16 protein-coding genes are annotated in these 16,079 nt (G+C 34.1%); 11 read left to right on the forward strand and 5 right to left on the reverse strand.

Annotation, left to right across the window (positions count from 1 at the left end; genetic code table 11):
• Positions 1-230 precede the first annotated feature (230 nt).
• On the forward strand, positions 231-1,118 hold the full coding sequence (locus BUC11_RS07165; RefSeq protein WP_073352980.1) for a carbon-nitrogen hydrolase: 888 nt from the start codon (positions 231-233) through the stop codon (positions 1,116-1,118).
• A 78-nt stretch (positions 1,119-1,196) separates the two neighbouring features.
• Here the strand turns inward: BUC11_RS07165 and BUC11_RS07170 are convergent, their stop codons facing one another.
• Positions 1,197-2,723, reverse strand: a complete 1,527-nt coding sequence (locus BUC11_RS07170; protein ID WP_073352981.1) for a choice-of-anchor I family protein — start codon at positions 2,721-2,723, stop codon at positions 1,197-1,199.
• 185 nt (positions 2,724-2,908) lie between these two features.
• Here BUC11_RS07170 and BUC11_RS07175 point away from each other — a divergent pair, with 185 nt between their 5' ends.
• The gene (locus BUC11_RS07175; protein WP_073352982.1) at positions 2,909-3,949 is read left to right on the forward strand and encodes an agmatine deiminase family protein; all 1,041 of its coding nucleotides are present in this window, start codon (positions 2,909-2,911) and stop codon (positions 3,947-3,949) included.
• Positions 3,950-4,030: 81 nt separating this feature from the next.
• On the opposite strand, the gene BUC11_RS07180 is transcribed toward BUC11_RS07175, so the two are convergent.
• Positions 4,031-6,301, reverse strand: coding sequence for a M1 family metallopeptidase (locus tag BUC11_RS07180; RefSeq protein ID WP_073352983.1), 2,271 nt, complete (start codon positions 6,299-6,301; stop codon positions 4,031-4,033).
• A gap of 170 nt (positions 6,302-6,471) precedes the next feature.
• Between BUC11_RS07180 and BUC11_RS07185 the strand changes: the two genes are divergently transcribed.
• The 3 genes from BUC11_RS07185 to BUC11_RS07195 all read left to right on the forward strand — a co-directional run bounded on the left by BUC11_RS07185 (position 6,472) and on the right by BUC11_RS07195 (position 8,573).
• Complete coding sequence (locus tag BUC11_RS07185; RefSeq protein WP_073352984.1) at positions 6,472-7,323, forward strand: aldose 1-epimerase family protein; 852 nt, start codon at positions 6,472-6,474, stop codon at positions 7,321-7,323.
• A gap of 14 nt (positions 7,324-7,337) precedes the next feature.
• Positions 7,338-7,886 carry a GNAT family N-acetyltransferase gene (locus BUC11_RS07190; protein WP_073352985.1) on the forward strand — a complete coding sequence of 183 codons (549 nt, stop codon included), beginning with the start codon at positions 7,338-7,340 and terminating at the stop codon, positions 7,884-7,886.
• 135 nt (positions 7,887-8,021) lie between these two features.
• Positions 8,022-8,573, forward strand: a complete 552-nt coding sequence (locus BUC11_RS07195; protein WP_073352986.1) for a DUF3575 domain-containing protein — start codon at positions 8,022-8,024, stop codon at positions 8,571-8,573.
• Here the strand turns inward: BUC11_RS07195 and BUC11_RS07200 are convergent.
• A complete protein-coding gene (locus tag BUC11_RS07200) occupies positions 8,570-8,806 on the reverse strand; it encodes a VF530 family protein (protein WP_073352987.1) in 237 nt (78 codons plus the stop codon). The two genes, BUC11_RS07195 and BUC11_RS07200, sit on opposite strands and share 4 nt — an antisense overlap.
• Positions 8,807-8,855: 49 nt before the next feature.
• Between BUC11_RS07200 and BUC11_RS07205 the strand changes: the two genes are divergently transcribed.
• Positions 8,856-9,293 (forward strand): phosphoglycerate mutase family protein, encoded by a 438-nt coding sequence (locus BUC11_RS07205; protein WP_084129558.1) that lies wholly within the window; start codon positions 8,856-8,858, stop codon positions 9,291-9,293.
• 136 nt (positions 9,294-9,429) lie between these two features.
• Here the strand turns inward: BUC11_RS07205 and BUC11_RS07210 are convergent, their stop codons facing one another.
• Positions 9,430-10,113 (reverse strand): OmpW/AlkL family protein, encoded by a 684-nt coding sequence (locus BUC11_RS07210; RefSeq protein ID WP_073352988.1) that lies wholly within the window; start codon positions 10,111-10,113, stop codon positions 9,430-9,432.
• Between the two features lie 145 nt (positions 10,114-10,258).
• On the opposite strand from BUC11_RS07210, the gene smpB reads away from it, so the two are divergent.
• Together smpB and BUC11_RS07220 are read left to right on the forward strand one after the other, a co-directional pair.
• Positions 10,259-10,711 (forward strand): SsrA-binding protein SmpB, encoded by a 453-nt coding sequence (gene smpB, locus BUC11_RS07215; RefSeq protein ID WP_066076948.1) that lies wholly within the window; start codon positions 10,259-10,261, stop codon positions 10,709-10,711.
• Between the two features lie 78 nt (positions 10,712-10,789).
• Positions 10,790-11,839: a Fic family protein gene (locus tag BUC11_RS07220; protein WP_073352989.1), complete on the forward strand. Its 1,050-nt coding sequence runs from the start codon at positions 10,790-10,792 to the stop codon at positions 11,837-11,839.
• Between the two features lie 49 nt (positions 11,840-11,888).
• Here the strand turns inward: BUC11_RS07220 and BUC11_RS07225 are convergent, their stop codons facing one another.
• Positions 11,889-12,530: a protein-L-isoaspartate(D-aspartate) O-methyltransferase gene (locus tag BUC11_RS07225; protein WP_073353052.1), complete on the reverse strand. Its 642-nt coding sequence runs from the start codon at positions 12,528-12,530 to the stop codon at positions 11,889-11,891.
• 155 nt (positions 12,531-12,685) lie between these two features.
• Between BUC11_RS07225 and BUC11_RS07230 the strand changes: the two genes are divergently transcribed.
• The 3 genes from BUC11_RS07230 (at position 12,686) to BUC11_RS07240 (ending at position 16,052) form a co-directional block, all read left to right on the forward strand.
• The gene (locus tag BUC11_RS07230; protein ID WP_073352990.1) at positions 12,686-13,651 is read left to right on the forward strand and encodes a Gfo/Idh/MocA family protein; all 966 of its coding nucleotides are present in this window, start codon (positions 12,686-12,688) and stop codon (positions 13,649-13,651) included.
• 108 nt (positions 13,652-13,759) lie between these two features.
• On the forward strand, positions 13,760-14,647 hold the full coding sequence (locus BUC11_RS07235) for a 3-hydroxyacyl-CoA dehydrogenase family protein (RefSeq protein WP_073352991.1): 888 nt from the start codon (positions 13,760-13,762) through the stop codon (positions 14,645-14,647).
• A gap of 184 nt (positions 14,648-14,831) precedes the next feature.
• A complete protein-coding gene (locus tag BUC11_RS07240) occupies positions 14,832-16,052 on the forward strand; it encodes a DUF1015 domain-containing protein (protein ID WP_073352992.1) in 1,221 nt (406 codons plus the stop codon).
• The last annotated feature ends 27 nt before the right edge of the window (positions 16,053-16,079 follow it).

Genomic DNA, 16,079 nt, shown 5'->3' on the forward strand with positions numbered 1-16,079 from the left:
GTTATTTCCGATTTTAGCCTAGAAAATAGAAATGAAAACTTAAAAAACTATCTTAAGTTTCTAAAAAAGTTGCATCGCGAATAGGTCGCAGCATAAACATTCTTTTTAGAAAGGTAAAACTTGAAATTAGCATCGTAAAATAACAACTACCTATTTTTCAATTCATTTTCAATTTTACCATTTTCTACTCTTTATAAAATTCACTATTTTTGCAGTCTAAAAATTAGAGTATGCCAAATAAAAAATATAAGATTGCAGTTATTCAATTGAACCTTAACGATGTTGCCGAAAACAACTTAAAAAAGTGTATTAGTTGGGTTCGTGATGCTGCGAGTCAAGGTGCTGAAGTAATCTCTTTGCCGGAATTATACAGCAGTCATTATTTTTGTCAAAGTGAAGATGTAGATAATTTTGCTTTGGCAGAACCACTTTATAGTACTTCTTTTATTGCTTTTAGCGCTTTGGCAAAAGAATTAGGAGTGGTGATCATTGTTCCTTTCTTTGAAAAAAGAATGGCCGGAATCTACCATAACAGTGCTTACATCATCGATACAGACGGTTCAGAAGCAGGTTTGTATCGCAAAATGCACATTCCAGATGACCCTCACTTTTATGAAAAATTCTATTTCACGCCGGGTGATTTAGGGTTCAAAACAATTCCAACTAAAAAAGGAAAAGTAGGAACTTTAATTTGTTGGGATCAATGGTATCCGGAAGCCGCTCGTTTGACGGCTTTGCAAGGGGCTGAAGTGTTGTTTTACCCAACAGCAATTGGATGGCATCCACAAGAAAAAGAGCAATATGGTGAAAACCAACATGGCGCTTGGATGAGTGTTATGAAAGGTCACGCCGTTGCAAATGGTGTTTATGTTGCTGCAGCAAATAGAATTGGTTTAGAGCAATACTTGCCTGATACGGCGGGAATTCAGTTTTGGGGATCTTCGTTTATTGCGGGACCACAAGGCGAAATTTTGGCACAAGCCTCACACGATAAAGAAGAAATCCTAATTGCCGAAGTTGATTTAGACTTACAAGAAAATGTGCGTCAAAACTGGCCTTTCTTTAGAGATAGAAGAATAGACGCTTTTGGCGATATTACTAAAAGAGCGATTGACTGACGTACCTTTCGACAATAAAAAATCCCTGCTTAGAAAAAATTCTTAGCAGGGATTTTTATTTAAAGTAAACTTCTAAATCTAATTCAAATCCGGTTGAAATATTTTAACGACACCATCGCCTTCACTACTTACCACCACTAAACTTCTTTTGGTTGGACTTTTTGAGGCTGGAATAAAAAGCAATCCTTCTGGAGCATCACCAGTTTTGAAAATTTGCAAAAATTTTGGAGCAGCGGGATTAGATACATCATACACTACAACAGCATCTACTCGTTCCAAACCTACAAAAAGAATGGTTTTATTACCCATTTTAGTCACCACAACGGATTCTGGCTCTACTGATTTATCATCACTTCGATTGTCATCATAAATACCTAATTCCTGTGCTTTTTTGTCTAATTCATTTTTACTATCGAATACTAATTCTCCGGTATTTCCATTCCAAATCGAGAAAGAACGGGCTCCAAAAGAAACTAATTCGTCAAAATCACCATCGCCGTCTGTATCACCCATTTTGGTATTGATATTCAACCTTCCCATACTTGCTTCCGCTTTTAAAGCCGCCGCATTAGGAAATGCAATTGGATCAAGAACAACTGACGAACTGCTGATTCTTTTTACATCTACAAAAGCTGAATATTCTCTGGCATCTCCTTCATTTGCAGTAACAAAATAAGGGGTTTTATTGACTTCAAAATTAGTTATAGCATCTGGTTGAAACATTCCTTTTGCTTTCCAATTATTAGCAAAAACGCCACCATCTTTATCGCTGATATCGATAGCATTCTCAGCAAGATTATAGTCTTTATAACCTAATGGAAAAATATTCGTGATCGTTTTGGTTGTCAAATCAATTTTAGCCACGCCGTTATTTTCCTGTAAAGTTACCCAAGCCGTTTTAGAATCAGCAGAAATCGTGATGTATTCCGGTTCAATATCAGACGCAAAATTATTCGTTGGACTTGCAATTCTGAATCCTTTTGTTTTCAATGTACTCAATTGACTGCTTAAACTTGCGAAATTTAAAGTCGTCACCGCATAATTACTGTTCACTGCAATAATAGAAACAGAACCGTCCGGATCTATCGAATAGGTATCATTTGGTTCTCCTTCATTAGCAGTCATGATATAATTTCCGTCAGGAGAGAAAGTAATCATATCCGGTAAAGCACCAACCGTAATTTCTTTAATGACACTGTAATTAGCCGTATCAAAAACGACTACTTTTCCAGCATCTTGCTTATTTGGTTTTGCCTCTAAAGCTACTGCTAACTTTCCATTATACGTTGCCACGCTATTTGAAGCTCCATTAAATGGGGTTAAATCGATACTTGTTAGAAAAACCGGATTGGATGGATTCGATAAATCGATAACATCAATCCTATTTGTATTGCTATTGTTTACCGTAAATAATTTTTTAGAAACCTCGTCGTATGCGCTAATTTCAGCAGCTCCAGCGCCACCAATCGTTATGGAACCAATTTCTTTAAAAGTGGCAGCATTTTCATTAACAACCAACTCAGGAGATTCCTCTTTACTAGAGTCATTTTCGCAACTTGACAATACCAAAATTGCCGCTAATAGTGTAATACCGTATTTTTTCATAAGTATATTTTTAAATTTATTCAAAAATAACTAGCTGAAGCCCGACAAGAATTAACTAAATATTATATAATCATTACCAAAACTATTCTTATAAATTTATCAAATGTCTGAAATGAATGGTTGCGAACTATTTTAAAATCCTATTGAATGTTTATATTTGCAGTCTTTAAAATTAGATACGCTGTATGACGACAAATAACAGAAGATTCCCTGCAGAATGGGAAAAGCAACAAGGAATTTTACTTTGTTTTCCTCATAACGGAAAAGACTGGCCCGGAAAATACGAAGCTGTGCAGTGGGCTTTTGTGGAATTTATCAAAAAAGTGGCTACTTATGAAACCGTTTTCTTAGTAGTTGCCGATGAAATTAAAAAAGAAAAAGTCAATATCATGCTGGAAACGGCTCATGTTACGCTTCCAAATATTTCCTACATCATTCATAAAACCAATAGAAGTTGGATGCGTGATTCGGGTCCGATAATCGTTAAAAACGGAACCGAAAGAGAGGCACTAAACTTTAATTTTAATGGTTGGGCGAAATATAAAAACATTCAATTAGACAAATTCGTTCCTGCAAAAGTGGGCAAATTCTTGAATATTCCTGTGACTCAAGTCATGTACAAAGGAAAACCGGTAATTGTAGAAGGTGGTGCAATTGATACTAACGGAAGAGGTACTTTATTAACTTCAGAGGAATGCTTGATGCATCCTAATATTCAGGTTCGGAATCCCAATTTTACCAAAGCAGATTACGAAGCCGTTTTTAAGGAATATCTCGGCATCACCAATGTAATTTGGTTGGGAGACGGAATCGAAGGGGATGATACGCACGGTCACATTGATGATTTATGCCGCTTTGTAAATGAAGATACGATTGTAACTATTGTAGAAACAGATCAAACGGATAATAATTACAAACCGTTGCAAGACAATTTAAAACGCTTACAAAACGCCAAACTGGAAAATGGCAAATCGCCTATAATTGTAGCTTTACCAATGCCAAAACGTTTGGAATTTGATGGCTTACGATTGCCCGCTAGTTATGCTAATTTCTTAATTTTAAATCACTGTGTTTTGGTTCCTACTTTTAACGACCGTAATGACAGAGTCGCTTTAAACATCCTTTCAGAATGTTTTCCGGATAGAGAAGTCATCGGCATTAGTGCTACGGATTTTATTTGGGGATTTGGAACATTACATTGTTTGAGTCAACAAATTCCAGCGTAATTTTAGACTACCAAATAGAATAAAAAAAAGACTTGAAGAACAATTACTTCAAGTCTTTTTTATTTCTATTAAATAAAAACACTATTTATCTTTAGTAAATGGTATTTTTTGTCCATCAGGGGTCAACATTTCAAATCCATTTAAGCTATCATTAAATTCAAATTTAAGTCCTGCCAATTTAGATTCAAAAGTATTTTTCCCAATGGGTTCGACTGAAAAGCTTGGATAATTAGTTATCAAAACATTTAGCACGCCATTTTTCTCTGAAAAAGTAATTTTCAAAGGAGCCATTTTAGTGGAGTAAACCCCTAAATAACCATCCAAAATTATGTCTTTTTCAATCAAACCTTTACCTGAAGTCCAAATGTTATTGGTTGTATTGCTGTCTGGTAAAACATGATCTGGATCTAGCGTAATACTTTCTATTTCTTCGGTCGAATTATGTTTAAAAGACCATGCCTTGTTTTTTTGCCAAACTTCAACTGGTAATGTAACACGAGTTAGTTTTCCGCTTTTTGTTTTTACGTCTAAACTTACTGGCATTGCCATTTTTTCGAAGTTTTCAATTGATATAACAACGCCTAATTTTGGATCATTTTTTACATATTTAATTGAATTTATTCCTTGATCTAATCGCCAGTTGTATTGGAACCAACCTCTCCAAAACCAACTCAAATCTTCGCCAGCTACATTTTCAATTGTTCTAAAGAAATCATCTGGTTGTGGGTGTTTGTACGCCCAACGCTCAATATACGTTTTCAAAGCCAAGTCAAACCGTTCTTTACCAAGAACTTGTTCCCGTAAAATAACTAATCCGGAGCTAGGTTTAGAATAGGCCAAAAGACCAATATTAGCTTCTTTCATATTATCTGGAGAACTCATTATGGTCTCAAGATTAGGACTAGTGTACATTTCTGCTCTTTGATGCAAATCTGCCTTCGCTTCTTTGTATTCACCATTGTTAAAATCAGCTGAACTTAATGAATTAATAAAAGTATTAAAACCTTCGTCCATCCACGCAAACAATCTTTCATTGGAACCCACAATCATAGGAAACCAAATGTGGCCAAACTCATGATCTGTAACACCCCATAAATCAGCACCTTTAGACTCCCAACTGCAAAAAACAATACCTGGATATTCCATTCCACCTTCATTACCCGCAACATTTGTAGCTGCTGGATAGGGATATTCAAACCATCTTTTAGAATAGTTTTCAATCGATGCTTTTGTATATTCTGTGGAACGTCCCCACGCGTCATTTCCAGCACTTTCAACTGGATAAACGGAAATAGCTACTGATTTTTTTCCACTTGGTAAATTGATTTTTGCAGCATCTAAAATAAACGAGGCAGACGAAGACCAAGAAAAATCACGTGAATTTTTAATTTTATAATTCCAAGTTTTAGTAGTTGTAGCAGCAGTTTTAGATAAACTTGCCACTTCTTCAGCGGTACGAATAAAAACTGTTTTGTCACTTTGTTTGGCTTGAGCTAATCTACTTTGTTCCACCGTTGAATAAACAGCAGTAGGATTTAGTAATTCTCCAGAAGCAACCACAATATGATTAGAAGGCGCAGTAATGCTCACATCAAAATCACCGTATTCCAGGTAAAATTCAGCAGCTCCTAGATACGGATTTGTATTCCAACCTCTTACATCATCATAGACACACATGCGAGGATACCATTGTGCCATAGTAAATATTTTGCCGTTTTTAGTTTCTAAAACTCCCATTCGGTCAGAACCTTCAAAGGGCGCTATAAATGAAAAGTCGATTTTAATTTTTACGGAACCGCCTTTTGCATTTAATCCTTGTGGAAGAAAAACCTGCATTCTGGTATCAGTGATTACGTACTTTGATTCTGTTTCGGTTGCTTTTCCTTTCAAGGTAGTAATTACTTTTACCGATTTTATTTTATGCCCACCTTCAAAAATTTGGCCTTGAGCCCCATTTCTACTTCCAGTCATAGGAACTATAGCACTTCCGCGGGAATCTGCTTTGAATAAATTTTGGTCTAAGTTCATCCAAACAAAAGCCATTTTATCCGGACTGTTGTTCGTATAGGTAATGATTCCCGTTCCGGTAATCTCGTTGTTTTTTTCATCCAACTTAGCCGTTAATTTATAATCCGCACTATTTTGCCAATATTCAGCGCCTGGCTGACCACTTGCAGAACGCGTAGTTGTTCCATTTTTGGAGTAAAAAAACGGGGCAAAAGCATCATGATAATCGTACTTAGAATTGGCAGTACCAGATGCATTTCCAGGAGTTTGTTGTGCCGATAAAGAGCTAACTCCCAATAAGAATAAAGTTAAGTGGAGTACGACTCCGACGCGGATATTTTTCATTTTCTTGTAATTTATATCACAAATTAATGAAAAAAAAGAGAATTTTAAACTATTAAACCAAATTCATTCTGCTTTGAGACGTAAAATCATGGATTAAGCCAACAAGAATTAAAAATTATAAAATACATTTACACCAGAAACCTATTTTTAAATTAAACTGGAACAAAATTTTGACAACGACAATTAAAAACGTCACTCTTTCTGCTGAAATTAAACACTTTGGTGCTGAATTAATTTCGCTCAAAACGAATCAGAATAAAGAATATATTTGGGAAGGAAACCCTAAATTTTGGGGTAAGCATGCACCTATTTTATTTCCAATTGTAGGGACGTTAAAAAACAATTCTTTTCAATACGAAGGAACTGATTATTCCTTATTCAGACACGGATTCGCAAGAGATATGGCATTCGAATTAATCCATTCGACCGAGAACAGTGCTACTTTCACTCTACAATCTTCTGCTGACACCTTAAAAGTCTATCCTTTTGAATTTGAATTGCAAATTAGTTACACTTTAGAAGAAAACAACTTAACTATTGCATACCATGTGCGTAACAAGGGAAAATCTAAAATGCCATTTGCTATTGGAGCGCATCCCGCTTTTGCCTTACCAAATGAATTTGAAAATTATGCGATTGCTTTCGAAAAAGAAGAAGATTTGGAGTATTATATTTTAGAAAATGACTTGGTTTCAAATAAAACAGAAAGACTAAAAGTTGATGATAAAAAAATTCCACTAACTTATGATTTATTTAAAAATGATGCTTTGATTTTCAAAACACTACATTCCAAATCATTGACTATTTCAGAAAATGAAAATCCGGTATTGAAAGTACATTTTGAAGGTTTCCCGAGTTTAGGAATTTGGACAAAGATGAATGCACCTTTCATTTGTATCGAACCCTGGTTTGGCTATTCTGACACTACCGAAAGTACCGGCGATTTGTTCGAAAAAGAAGGCATTCAAATTTTAGAATCAAACGGCGAATTCCAATCAAAGTATAGCATTGAATTACTTTAATTAAAAAAATTAATATGTTAACAATCTCTTTCACCCCATTTCCAAATTTAGAAACCGAACGTTTGCTTTTAAGAAGAGTCGTTCCTACCGATGTAAAGGAAATTTTCGCATTGCGATCTAATCCGGAAACGATGAAATACATTCCAAGACCTTTATTAAAAACCGATGAAGATACCTTAGAACATGTTGCCATGATTGACAGTAAAATAGACACTAATGAGGGAATCAATTGGGCGATTACATTGAAAGACAATCCAAAACTAATTGGAATAATTGGTCACTATAGAATAAAACCGGAGCATTTTCGCGCCGAAATTGGTTACATGCTACTTCCTGAATATCATGGAAAAGGAATCATTTCTGAAGCGGTAAAAGAAGCCATACGTTATGGTTTTCAAGTGATGAAATTGCATTCCATCGAAGCTGTTATTGATCCTGAAAATCAAGCTTCAGCAAAGGTTTTAGAGAAAAATGGGTTTGTTAAAGAAGCTCATTTTAAAGAAAATGAATATTATGATGGCCGTTTTTGGGATAGTGTAGTTTATTCTCTGCTAGATACGTAGCATTCGAATTAGTGAGTACTGGAAAAGATACCTATTAAATTAATTTCAACAAAAAATAAACTATACAATTAATATTTATCTTTGCTTCGCTTAGTCCCCTACGCAATTAGTTCCAATAGATATAAAATTCTCTTCATGAAAAAATTATTCGTAGCCTCTTTTCTATTTTTCTCCGTATTATCACAAAGCCAAACTTACGTAAAAGTTAATGCTGTTTCAACTTTATTGACGGTTCCAAATGTGGGTATTGAAACTAGTATTGGAAAAAAATCGACTTTTCAATTTGACATTACAGCCTCTTTTTGGAAATCAATAAATGGCAAGCCAGCACAATTTTATATTTTTATACCTGAATACCGCTACCATTTCAGAGAAAAATATAATGGTTTTTATGTTGGAGCACATGTTGGAGGCACCTTGTACAATTTTCAAAAATGGAATTATCTTAATACAGACAACTATGAAAAAGGAGTTGGATACATGGTTGGTGCTACTGTAGGATATCAAAAAAAGATTAAAGAACGCTTTCTACTTGATTTTTTTATCGGCGGTGGTAACCATCAAGGATTTTATAAAGGATACCTTATTTCCACGAACGAGCGTGTGGATAGTGCCAAAAAATACAATAAAAGTGGTGAATGGTTGCCTTACCGCGGTGGCATTATGATTTCTTACCAATTAGACTAAACTTTATTTTCAAATTTAGGCAAGGATTGAACGTATAAGTCTTCCACTTGTTTTCTAGCCCAATCCGTTTTTCGTAGAAAGTTCAAACTAGATTTGACACTTGGATTATCCGTAAAACACTTTACTTTTATGAGCTCTCCCAGCGTATCAAATCCATAGTGATCTACTAATTGTTCTACTATTTTTTGAAGTGTAATTCCGTGAAGCGGATCTTTTGATTTTAATTTTTCCATTTTGCAAATATATAAAAACAGCAATTACTAATTTTTTAAATTCATTCTAATGAAAAAATTTCTCTTACTTTTTACATTTTTATTTTTAAATATCAGTTTTGGACAAAAAATAACAACAACCTACTACTTTATACGCCATGCTGAAAAAGTAGATAGTTCTAAAAATCCAGATTTATCACCAAGAGGTATGGAAAGAGCCGAACATTGGAACAAAATATTCGCAGAAGTAGATTTTGATTTAGTATACACTACTGATTTTAAAAGAACGGTTCAAACGGCAAGTCCAACTGCTAAAGCTAAAAAGAATACCGTCAAAATTTATGATCCTAAAAACATAGCAATTGAATCCTTCAAAAAGGAAACGTTAGGAAAAAAGGTTTTGATTGTTGGCCATAGTAATACCATACCAAATTTTGTAAATCAAATGATTAATGAAAAACATACGAAGACATTGGCGATTCAACGTTTGGGAATCTTTATATTGTGACACTAATAGGAGATGATATAAGTCACCAATTATTGAAATTAGAATAAGCTGAGTCAAAGCATAAAATAAAACTATAAAAAAGTCACTATCAAATAATAGTGACTTTTTTTGCTTTAATAAAATTAGAAATAAAATCTTAGAACTTCATTCCAATACCCATTCCCATGATTAGTGGATTAATTGTTACAGCAGCAGGCATCGCTAGTCCAGTTGCTAGATTAGAAGCATCCACAGTAACATCTGTTTTTAAAAATAATTTTTTAACATCAGCATTAATAAAAAAGGTTTCATTTAGCATCAAATCAAAACCTACTTGGAAAGCATAGCCGAAATTATTTTCATAGCTTACTTTTTTAACTGTATTTCCATCTTCTACATTATAGAAAATAGTGTAATTGACCCCAGCTCCCACATAAGGTTTAAATACCTTTTCAGCCAAGGGATAAAAGTGATACTGCGCCGTTAAAGTTGGCGGCAATAGCCAAACACTTCCTAAATCTATATTGGCATTATTGGGTCCACCAATGGCTGAAATATCAGAACCAACGGTATGAACCTCATGCTTAGTCGTTGCTAAAATTAACTCCGTTGCAAAATGTTTAGTAAAAAAATAAGTAAAGTCTAATTCTGGAACAAATGTATTTGAAATTGCAACATCACCTCCTATAACACCAATTTTGGCACTCTCGTAAGGGATCACAGCAATTCCTCTGATGCGAGCCTGCCACTTTTTGAAATCAGGAGTTTTGTTTTCTTCTTTTGTTTGTGCATTTAATGTCAAAAAGGACACTGCCATAAAGGCTAAGATAATTTTTTTCATTTTAACTTTGGTTTAAATTGTTGAACAAATGTATGCTGTAGAATTTCGTTTTTTACTGATATAAATCATAGTTTGAAGAATATTTATACTTATTTTACCAAGTAATACTGTATAAATTTTCAATTTTATTATACCTTTGCCTCCTATGCTAAAAACAATAAATATATTCAATAAAAGAGCGAAATTCGACTATGAAATAATCGAAACGTTTACTGCAGGAATCGTTTTGGCTGGCACCGAAATCAAATCCATTCGATTAGGTAAAGCGAACATCACCGAAAGTTTTTGCGAATTTAGCAATAACGAACTTTTTGCAATCAATACGTATATTGAAGAATATACCTTTGGGAATCAATTCAACCATAAAGCTAGAAGCGAGCGTAAATTACTTTTGAATAAGAAAGAATTAAAAGGTTTATTAAAGAGCGTGCAAGCCAAAGGATTAACAATAGTCCCTTTGAAATTGTTCACCAATGAAAAAGGAATGGCTAAACTACAAATTGGCCTATGCAAAGGAAAGAAAACCTATGACAAACGGGAATCTCTTAAAGAACAAGACACCAAACGCGACCTTGACAGAATAAAAAAATCGTTTTAAATTAAAATAAAATTGAAAAAATATTTTTAACTTTAAAAAATGACTAAATTTGTCAAGACAATTTAAAACATTTTAAAAATGAAAACACTACTCAAAAATGCAAGAGAACAAAAGGGACTCAAAACTAGAGAAGTGGCACAACTTTTAGGAATTGATCAAGCCTTAGTGAGTAAATTTGAAAGTGGTACTCGCAAACCCACCAGAGAGCAAGTTATAAAATTAGCGTCTTTACTAGAAATAGATTTAGAAACCATCATGGTCGCCTGGCTTAAAGAAAAAATTCTTTATGAAATTGGGCAGGATGAGTTTGCTTTAAAAGCATTATTGGTTGCGGAGCAAGAAATTAGATATCAAAGTAAATCTTCAAAGAAAAAAATATCTAGTACACTTCAAAAAATTTTAGATGAAATAGACATTCTCAAGATAAAACTGGATGGGTTTCGTCAGTTTGATAGTTACCGCATTGCACAAGCTTTGGAGCTAGAATATACTTTTGAAAGTAACCGTATCGAAGGAAATACCATGACGTTGCGTGAAACTGATTTGGTTATCAATGAAGGTCTAACTATTTCCGGGAAAAGTATGCGGGAACATCTTGAAGTAATAAATCATCAAGAAGCAATTGCCTACATTAAAGATTTAATGCAAAGAAACAGTTCCATAAATGAACGAGAAGTATTGTCTATTCATAATCTTATTTTAAGAGGAATTCAACCTGAAGATGCGGGTCGTTATAGAAAAGTTCAAGTAATGATTCAAGGAAGCAGCCACATGCCTCCACAACCTTTTTTAGTCGCTAAGGAAATGGAAGATTTTTTTATTTGGTACGAAACCAATAAATCAAGTCTTCATCCAATTGTTTTGGCTGCTGAAATGCACGAACGCTTGGTTACTATTCATCCATTTATTGATGGAAACGGTAGAACTTCGCGCTTAGTTATGAACTTAATTTTATTACAAAATGGCTACATTATCGCTAATATAAAAGGGGATTATGAAAGTAGAATGAAATATTATCAAACACTTGAAACAGCCCAAACTAAAAACAACAAAGAGGATTTTTTGCTGTTCATTGCACAGATAGAAAAAGAAAGCCTAGAACGGTATCTGCTTATAATTGGTCAATAAAAATTCATCTTCAGCTCCTTTTTCCATGGAAAGGGTTGGGGATGATATTTTAGTTTTTATCTTCTAATAATGGGACAAATCGAAACTCCCCAAATTCATGTTTCTCAAATTGAGTTTCGTTTTTCCTGATTAACAAAGTCATAATTTGTACCTCTTCGCCTAGCGGAATAACAAGCCTACCTCCTATTTTTAATTGTGACATCAAGGGTTGAGGAATAAACGGAGCACCTGCAGTTACAATTATACTGTCAAAGGGCGCATAGCTTGGTAATCCCTTGTAACCATCTCCAAAAGAGAGGTATTTGGGTCGGATGTTCAGTTTTGGAAATAATAAAGAGGTGGATTTAAACAATTCATTTTGTCGTTCTACACTAAATACTTTTGCTCCCATCATACAAAGTACCGCCGTTTGATAACCTGAACCCGTTCCTATTTCTAATATTTTATGTTCTTTTTTTACTTCTAATAATTGAGATTGAAAGGCAACAGTGTAAGGTTGCGAAATTGTTTGCCCAGCTCCAATAGGAAATGCTGTATCTTGATAGGCATAAGCGCCAAAACTAGAATCCAAAAATAAGTGCCTAGGCACTTTTTTTATCGCATCCAAAACACTTTTATCAGTAATTCCTTTTTGTTCTAAAACGCTTACTAATTGATTTCGAAGTCCTTGATGTTTGGCTGTATCTTTCAAAATTTGATATTTAATTTTGACAAAAATAGAGGGAAAAATACCAAAAACCAAATCCCACATTTTAAATCGATTTATTATTTTTCTCACTGGAATTTGGGATTTTAAAAATTGAATTTTAACCATTTTATTGCTATTTTTGTATAAATTAAATCATTATGCTGAAAATTGGAGTATTAGGTGCTGGTCATCTAGGAAAAATACATTTGCGTTTATTACAACAATCTGAAAAGTATGAATTAGTTGGTTTTTACGACCCAAACCAAGAAAATGCTGAAAAGGTTTCTAAAGAATTTGGTTACAAACATTTTAGTACAATCGCCACACTTATTCATGCAGTGGATGTAATTGATATTGTTACGCCTACCCTTTCCCATTATAAATGTGCCAAAGTCGCCATCAAATCTGGCAAACATGTTTTCATAGAAAAACCAATTTCAAATACCATTGAAGAGGCCGAAGAAATTATAGCTTTGGCAAACGAATATAAGGTCAAAGGCCAAGTTGGTCATGTAGAGCGTTTTAATCCAGCATTCATCGCGACTAAAAACATGATTGAAAACCCTATGTTTATTGAAGCCCATCGTCTTGCTGAATTCAATCCTCGTGGAACTGATGTTCCCGTCGTTTTGGATTTAATGATTCATGATATTGACGCCATTTTAAGTGTAGTCCAATCAAAAGTTAAAAATATTAGTGCTAGCGGCGTTTCTGTCATTAGTGACACTCCTGATATTGCTAATGCAAGAATCGAATTCGAAAATGGTTGTGTGGCTAATTTAACAGCCAGCAGAATTTCAATGAAAAACATGCGTAAATCTCGTTTTTTCCAAAAAGACGCTTACATCTCAGTAGATTTCTTAGAAAAGAAATGTGAGGTAGTAAAAATGAAAGATGCTCCAGAAGTTCCCGGCGACTTTGATATGATTTTACAAAATGCAGAAGGTGTAAAAAAACAAATCTATTTCTCCAATCCAGATGTAGAACAAAATAACGCCATTCTGGACGAATTGGAGTCTTTTGCAGATGCAATAAATACTGATTCAACTCCAGTTGTGACATTGGAACAAGCCACAGAAGCACTTCGAGTAGCTTATCAAATTATCGCTTGTTTTAAAAAGTAAATAAAAAATTTGTTTAAAGTTTAAGGTTTAAAGTTGCTCCAGCGCACTTTAAACTTTAAACTTTAAACTTTAAACTTTAAACTTTTAAACTTCAAACTAAAAAAATATATGAAAACAATAGCAGTAATCGGAGCAGGAACAATGGGTAATGGAATTGCTCATACATTTGCTCAAAGCGGTTTTACCGTAAAATTAATCGACGTTTCAGAGAAATCACTCGATAAAGGAATGGCAACTATTGCGACCAATTTAGACCGAATGGTTTCCAAAGGAACCATAACTGAAGAAGACAAAGCAAAAACCATTACCAATATAATCACTTACACTGATATTAAAGACGGCGTTGTTGGCGTTGATTTAGTTATTGAAGCAGCTACTGAAAATGTAGAATTAAAACTAAATATTTTCAAGCAATTGAACGAAGCATGTTCGCACAGTACAATTTTAGCAACTAATACCTCTTCAATTTCTATTACACAAATAGGTGCCGTGGTAGCACATCCTGAGCGTGTTATAGGGATGCATTTTATGAATCCAGTGCCCATTATGAAGCTTGTCGAAATCATTCGTGGTTATAATACTTCGGACGAAGTGACTAAAATCATAATGAATCTTTCGGAAAAATTAGGAAAAACTCCCGTTGAAGTCAATGATTACCCTGGATTTGTAGCCAATAGAATTTTGATGCCTATGATCAACGAAGCTATCGAAACATTATACAACAAAGTGGCCGGTGTTTATGAAATTGACACCGTGATGAAATTAGGGATGGGACACCCAATGGGACCTTTACAATTAGCTGATTTTATTGGACTTGACGTGTGTTTAGCCATTTTAAATGTAATGTATGATGGTTTCAAAAACCCAAAATATGCGCCTTGTCCCTTATTAGTTAACATGGTTCGGGCAGGAAAAATAGGCGTGAAATCCGGTGAAGGTTTCTATGATTATTCTGAAACTAAAAAAGCGGAGAAGATTGCTAAACAATTTGTTTAATTTTTTCTGAAGCAAATCACTTGTTTCTATAACCATTTTTGTCCCGCTTTCCGTTGCAATCTTTTTGTTCTTAAAGAAAGAACAAAAAAGGATTTCCACTTTAATCGGGGCTAATAATCAATTTTTGAATTCCATACTAGTTGGTTTCAAAGAAGCAAATCCTTAAACATTAAACTAAAATAGTTTGGCTAAAATAGTTCCTTTCAAAGCAGTTCGTCCCACTCGCGATAAAGTTTGTCTTGTTACCTGTCGCTCTTACGAAGAATATGTAAATGCTGAATTAGCGGCGCAATTGGACTTCAATCCATTGTCTTTTTTACATATTCTGAAACCCGCTTATACGAATCAGGAAACCGTTTCTTTTGAAAAAAGATACCGTCAAGTTCATCAAAAATATGAGGATTTCAAAAATGAAATTATTTTAGTAAAGGACAAAAAACCGGCAATATACATTCATAAAATTGTAACTAAAACGCAATCTTTTACCGGAATTATCGTTGGTACAAGTGTAGCTGATTATTGCAATAATATCATTAAAAAACACGAGGATATTATTGCATTTAGGGTCCGATTACTCAAAGATTACATGAAATATTCTGAGTTTAATACGGAACCGGTTTTGATGACTTATCCTGATAATAAAACCATTGAAAACTGGATATTTAACTGTATCCAAAAGTTAGCCGATTTTGAATTTTCGACTACAAAAAAAGAGATTCACTATCTGTGGAAAATTGAAGATGCCTTGGAAATAAATTGGCTTCAGAATATTTTCGAAAAAACGCAAAGCCTTTACATAGCAGACGGTCATCATCGAACTGAAGCGCTTAAATTATTATCCGAAGAAAATGACAACCCAGGAAATACGGCTAAAAATCACATCCTTAGTTACTTAATTTCTGAAAACAACATTAAAATATACGAATTCAATCGTTTGGTAAAGGATTTGAACGGATTCACTAAAGAAGCCTTTTTACAAGAACTGCAAAAGGATTTTATTATAGAAAATAAATTCCAACAAGCATTTCAACCTTCCCGAAAACATGAATTCGGAATGTATTTAGACCATTCTTTTTATAGTCTAAATTTGCGAAATGAAGATGAATTTTTTGAGACTGCCTTGGATAGTTTAGACACACAAATTTTGTACAAAAAAGTGTTATTACCCATTTTAGCCATTGAAGATTTACGCAATGATGAACGTATAGAATACCTTTCAGGAAAACAATCCGTACTAGAACTACAAAATAAAATCGATCAGGAGGAATTTGAAATTGGTTTTATTCTATTTCCATCAAATATTGGAGAAATAAAAGCATTGGCTGACGCTGATCTCATTATGCCGCCTAAAAGTACGTATATAGAACCTAAATTCAGAAGCGGTTTAGTTGTCTATGAACTCTAGGTCAAATCAAAAGTTTAAAAATTAAAA

Source organism: Flavobacterium xanthum (genome assembly GCF_900142695.1).
GTDB lineage: Bacteria > Bacteroidota > Bacteroidia > Flavobacteriales > Flavobacteriaceae > Flavobacterium > Flavobacterium xanthum.

Bases quoted from the DNA above. Each gene is read 5' to 3' on its own strand.
- BUC11_RS07180 (WP_073352983.1), bottom strand. From the start codon at position 6,301: ATGAAAAATATCCGCGTCGGAGTCGTACTCCACTTAACTTTATTCTTA.
- BUC11_RS07235 (WP_073352991.1), top strand. From the start codon at position 13,760: ATGAAAACAATAGCAGTAATCGGAGCAGGAACAATGGGTAATGGAATT.
- BUC11_RS07230 (WP_073352990.1), top strand. From the start codon at position 12,686: ATGCTGAAAATTGGAGTATTAGGTGCTGGTCATCTAGGAAAAATACAT.
- BUC11_RS07170 (WP_073352981.1), bottom strand. From the start codon at position 2,723: ATGAAAAAATACGGTATTACACTATTAGCGGCAATTTTGGTATTGTCA.
- BUC11_RS07175 (WP_073352982.1), top strand. From the start codon at position 2,909: ATGACGACAAATAACAGAAGATTCCCTGCAGAATGGGAAAAGCAACAA.
- BUC11_RS07195 (WP_073352986.1), top strand. From the start codon at position 8,022: ATGAAAAAATTATTCGTAGCCTCTTTTCTATTTTTCTCCGTATTATCA.
- BUC11_RS07190 (WP_073352985.1), top strand. From the start codon at position 7,338: ATGTTAACAATCTCTTTCACCCCATTTCCAAATTTAGAAACCGAACGT.
- BUC11_RS07220 (WP_073352989.1), top strand. From the start codon at position 10,790: ATGAAAACACTACTCAAAAATGCAAGAGAACAAAAGGGACTCAAAACT.
- BUC11_RS07165 (WP_073352980.1), top strand. From the start codon at position 231: ATGCCAAATAAAAAATATAAGATTGCAGTTATTCAATTGAACCTTAAC.
- BUC11_RS07210 (WP_073352988.1), bottom strand. From the start codon at position 10,113: ATGAAAAAAATTATCTTAGCCTTTATGGCAGTGTCCTTTTTGACATTA.
- BUC11_RS07200 (WP_073352987.1), bottom strand. From the start codon at position 8,806: ATGGAAAAATTAAAATCAAAAGATCCGCTTCACGGAATTACACTTCAA.
- BUC11_RS07205 (WP_084129558.1), top strand. From the start codon at position 8,856: ATGAAAAAATTTCTCTTACTTTTTACATTTTTATTTTTAAATATCAGT.
- smpB (WP_066076948.1), top strand. From the start codon at position 10,259: ATGCTAAAAACAATAAATATATTCAATAAAAGAGCGAAATTCGACTAT.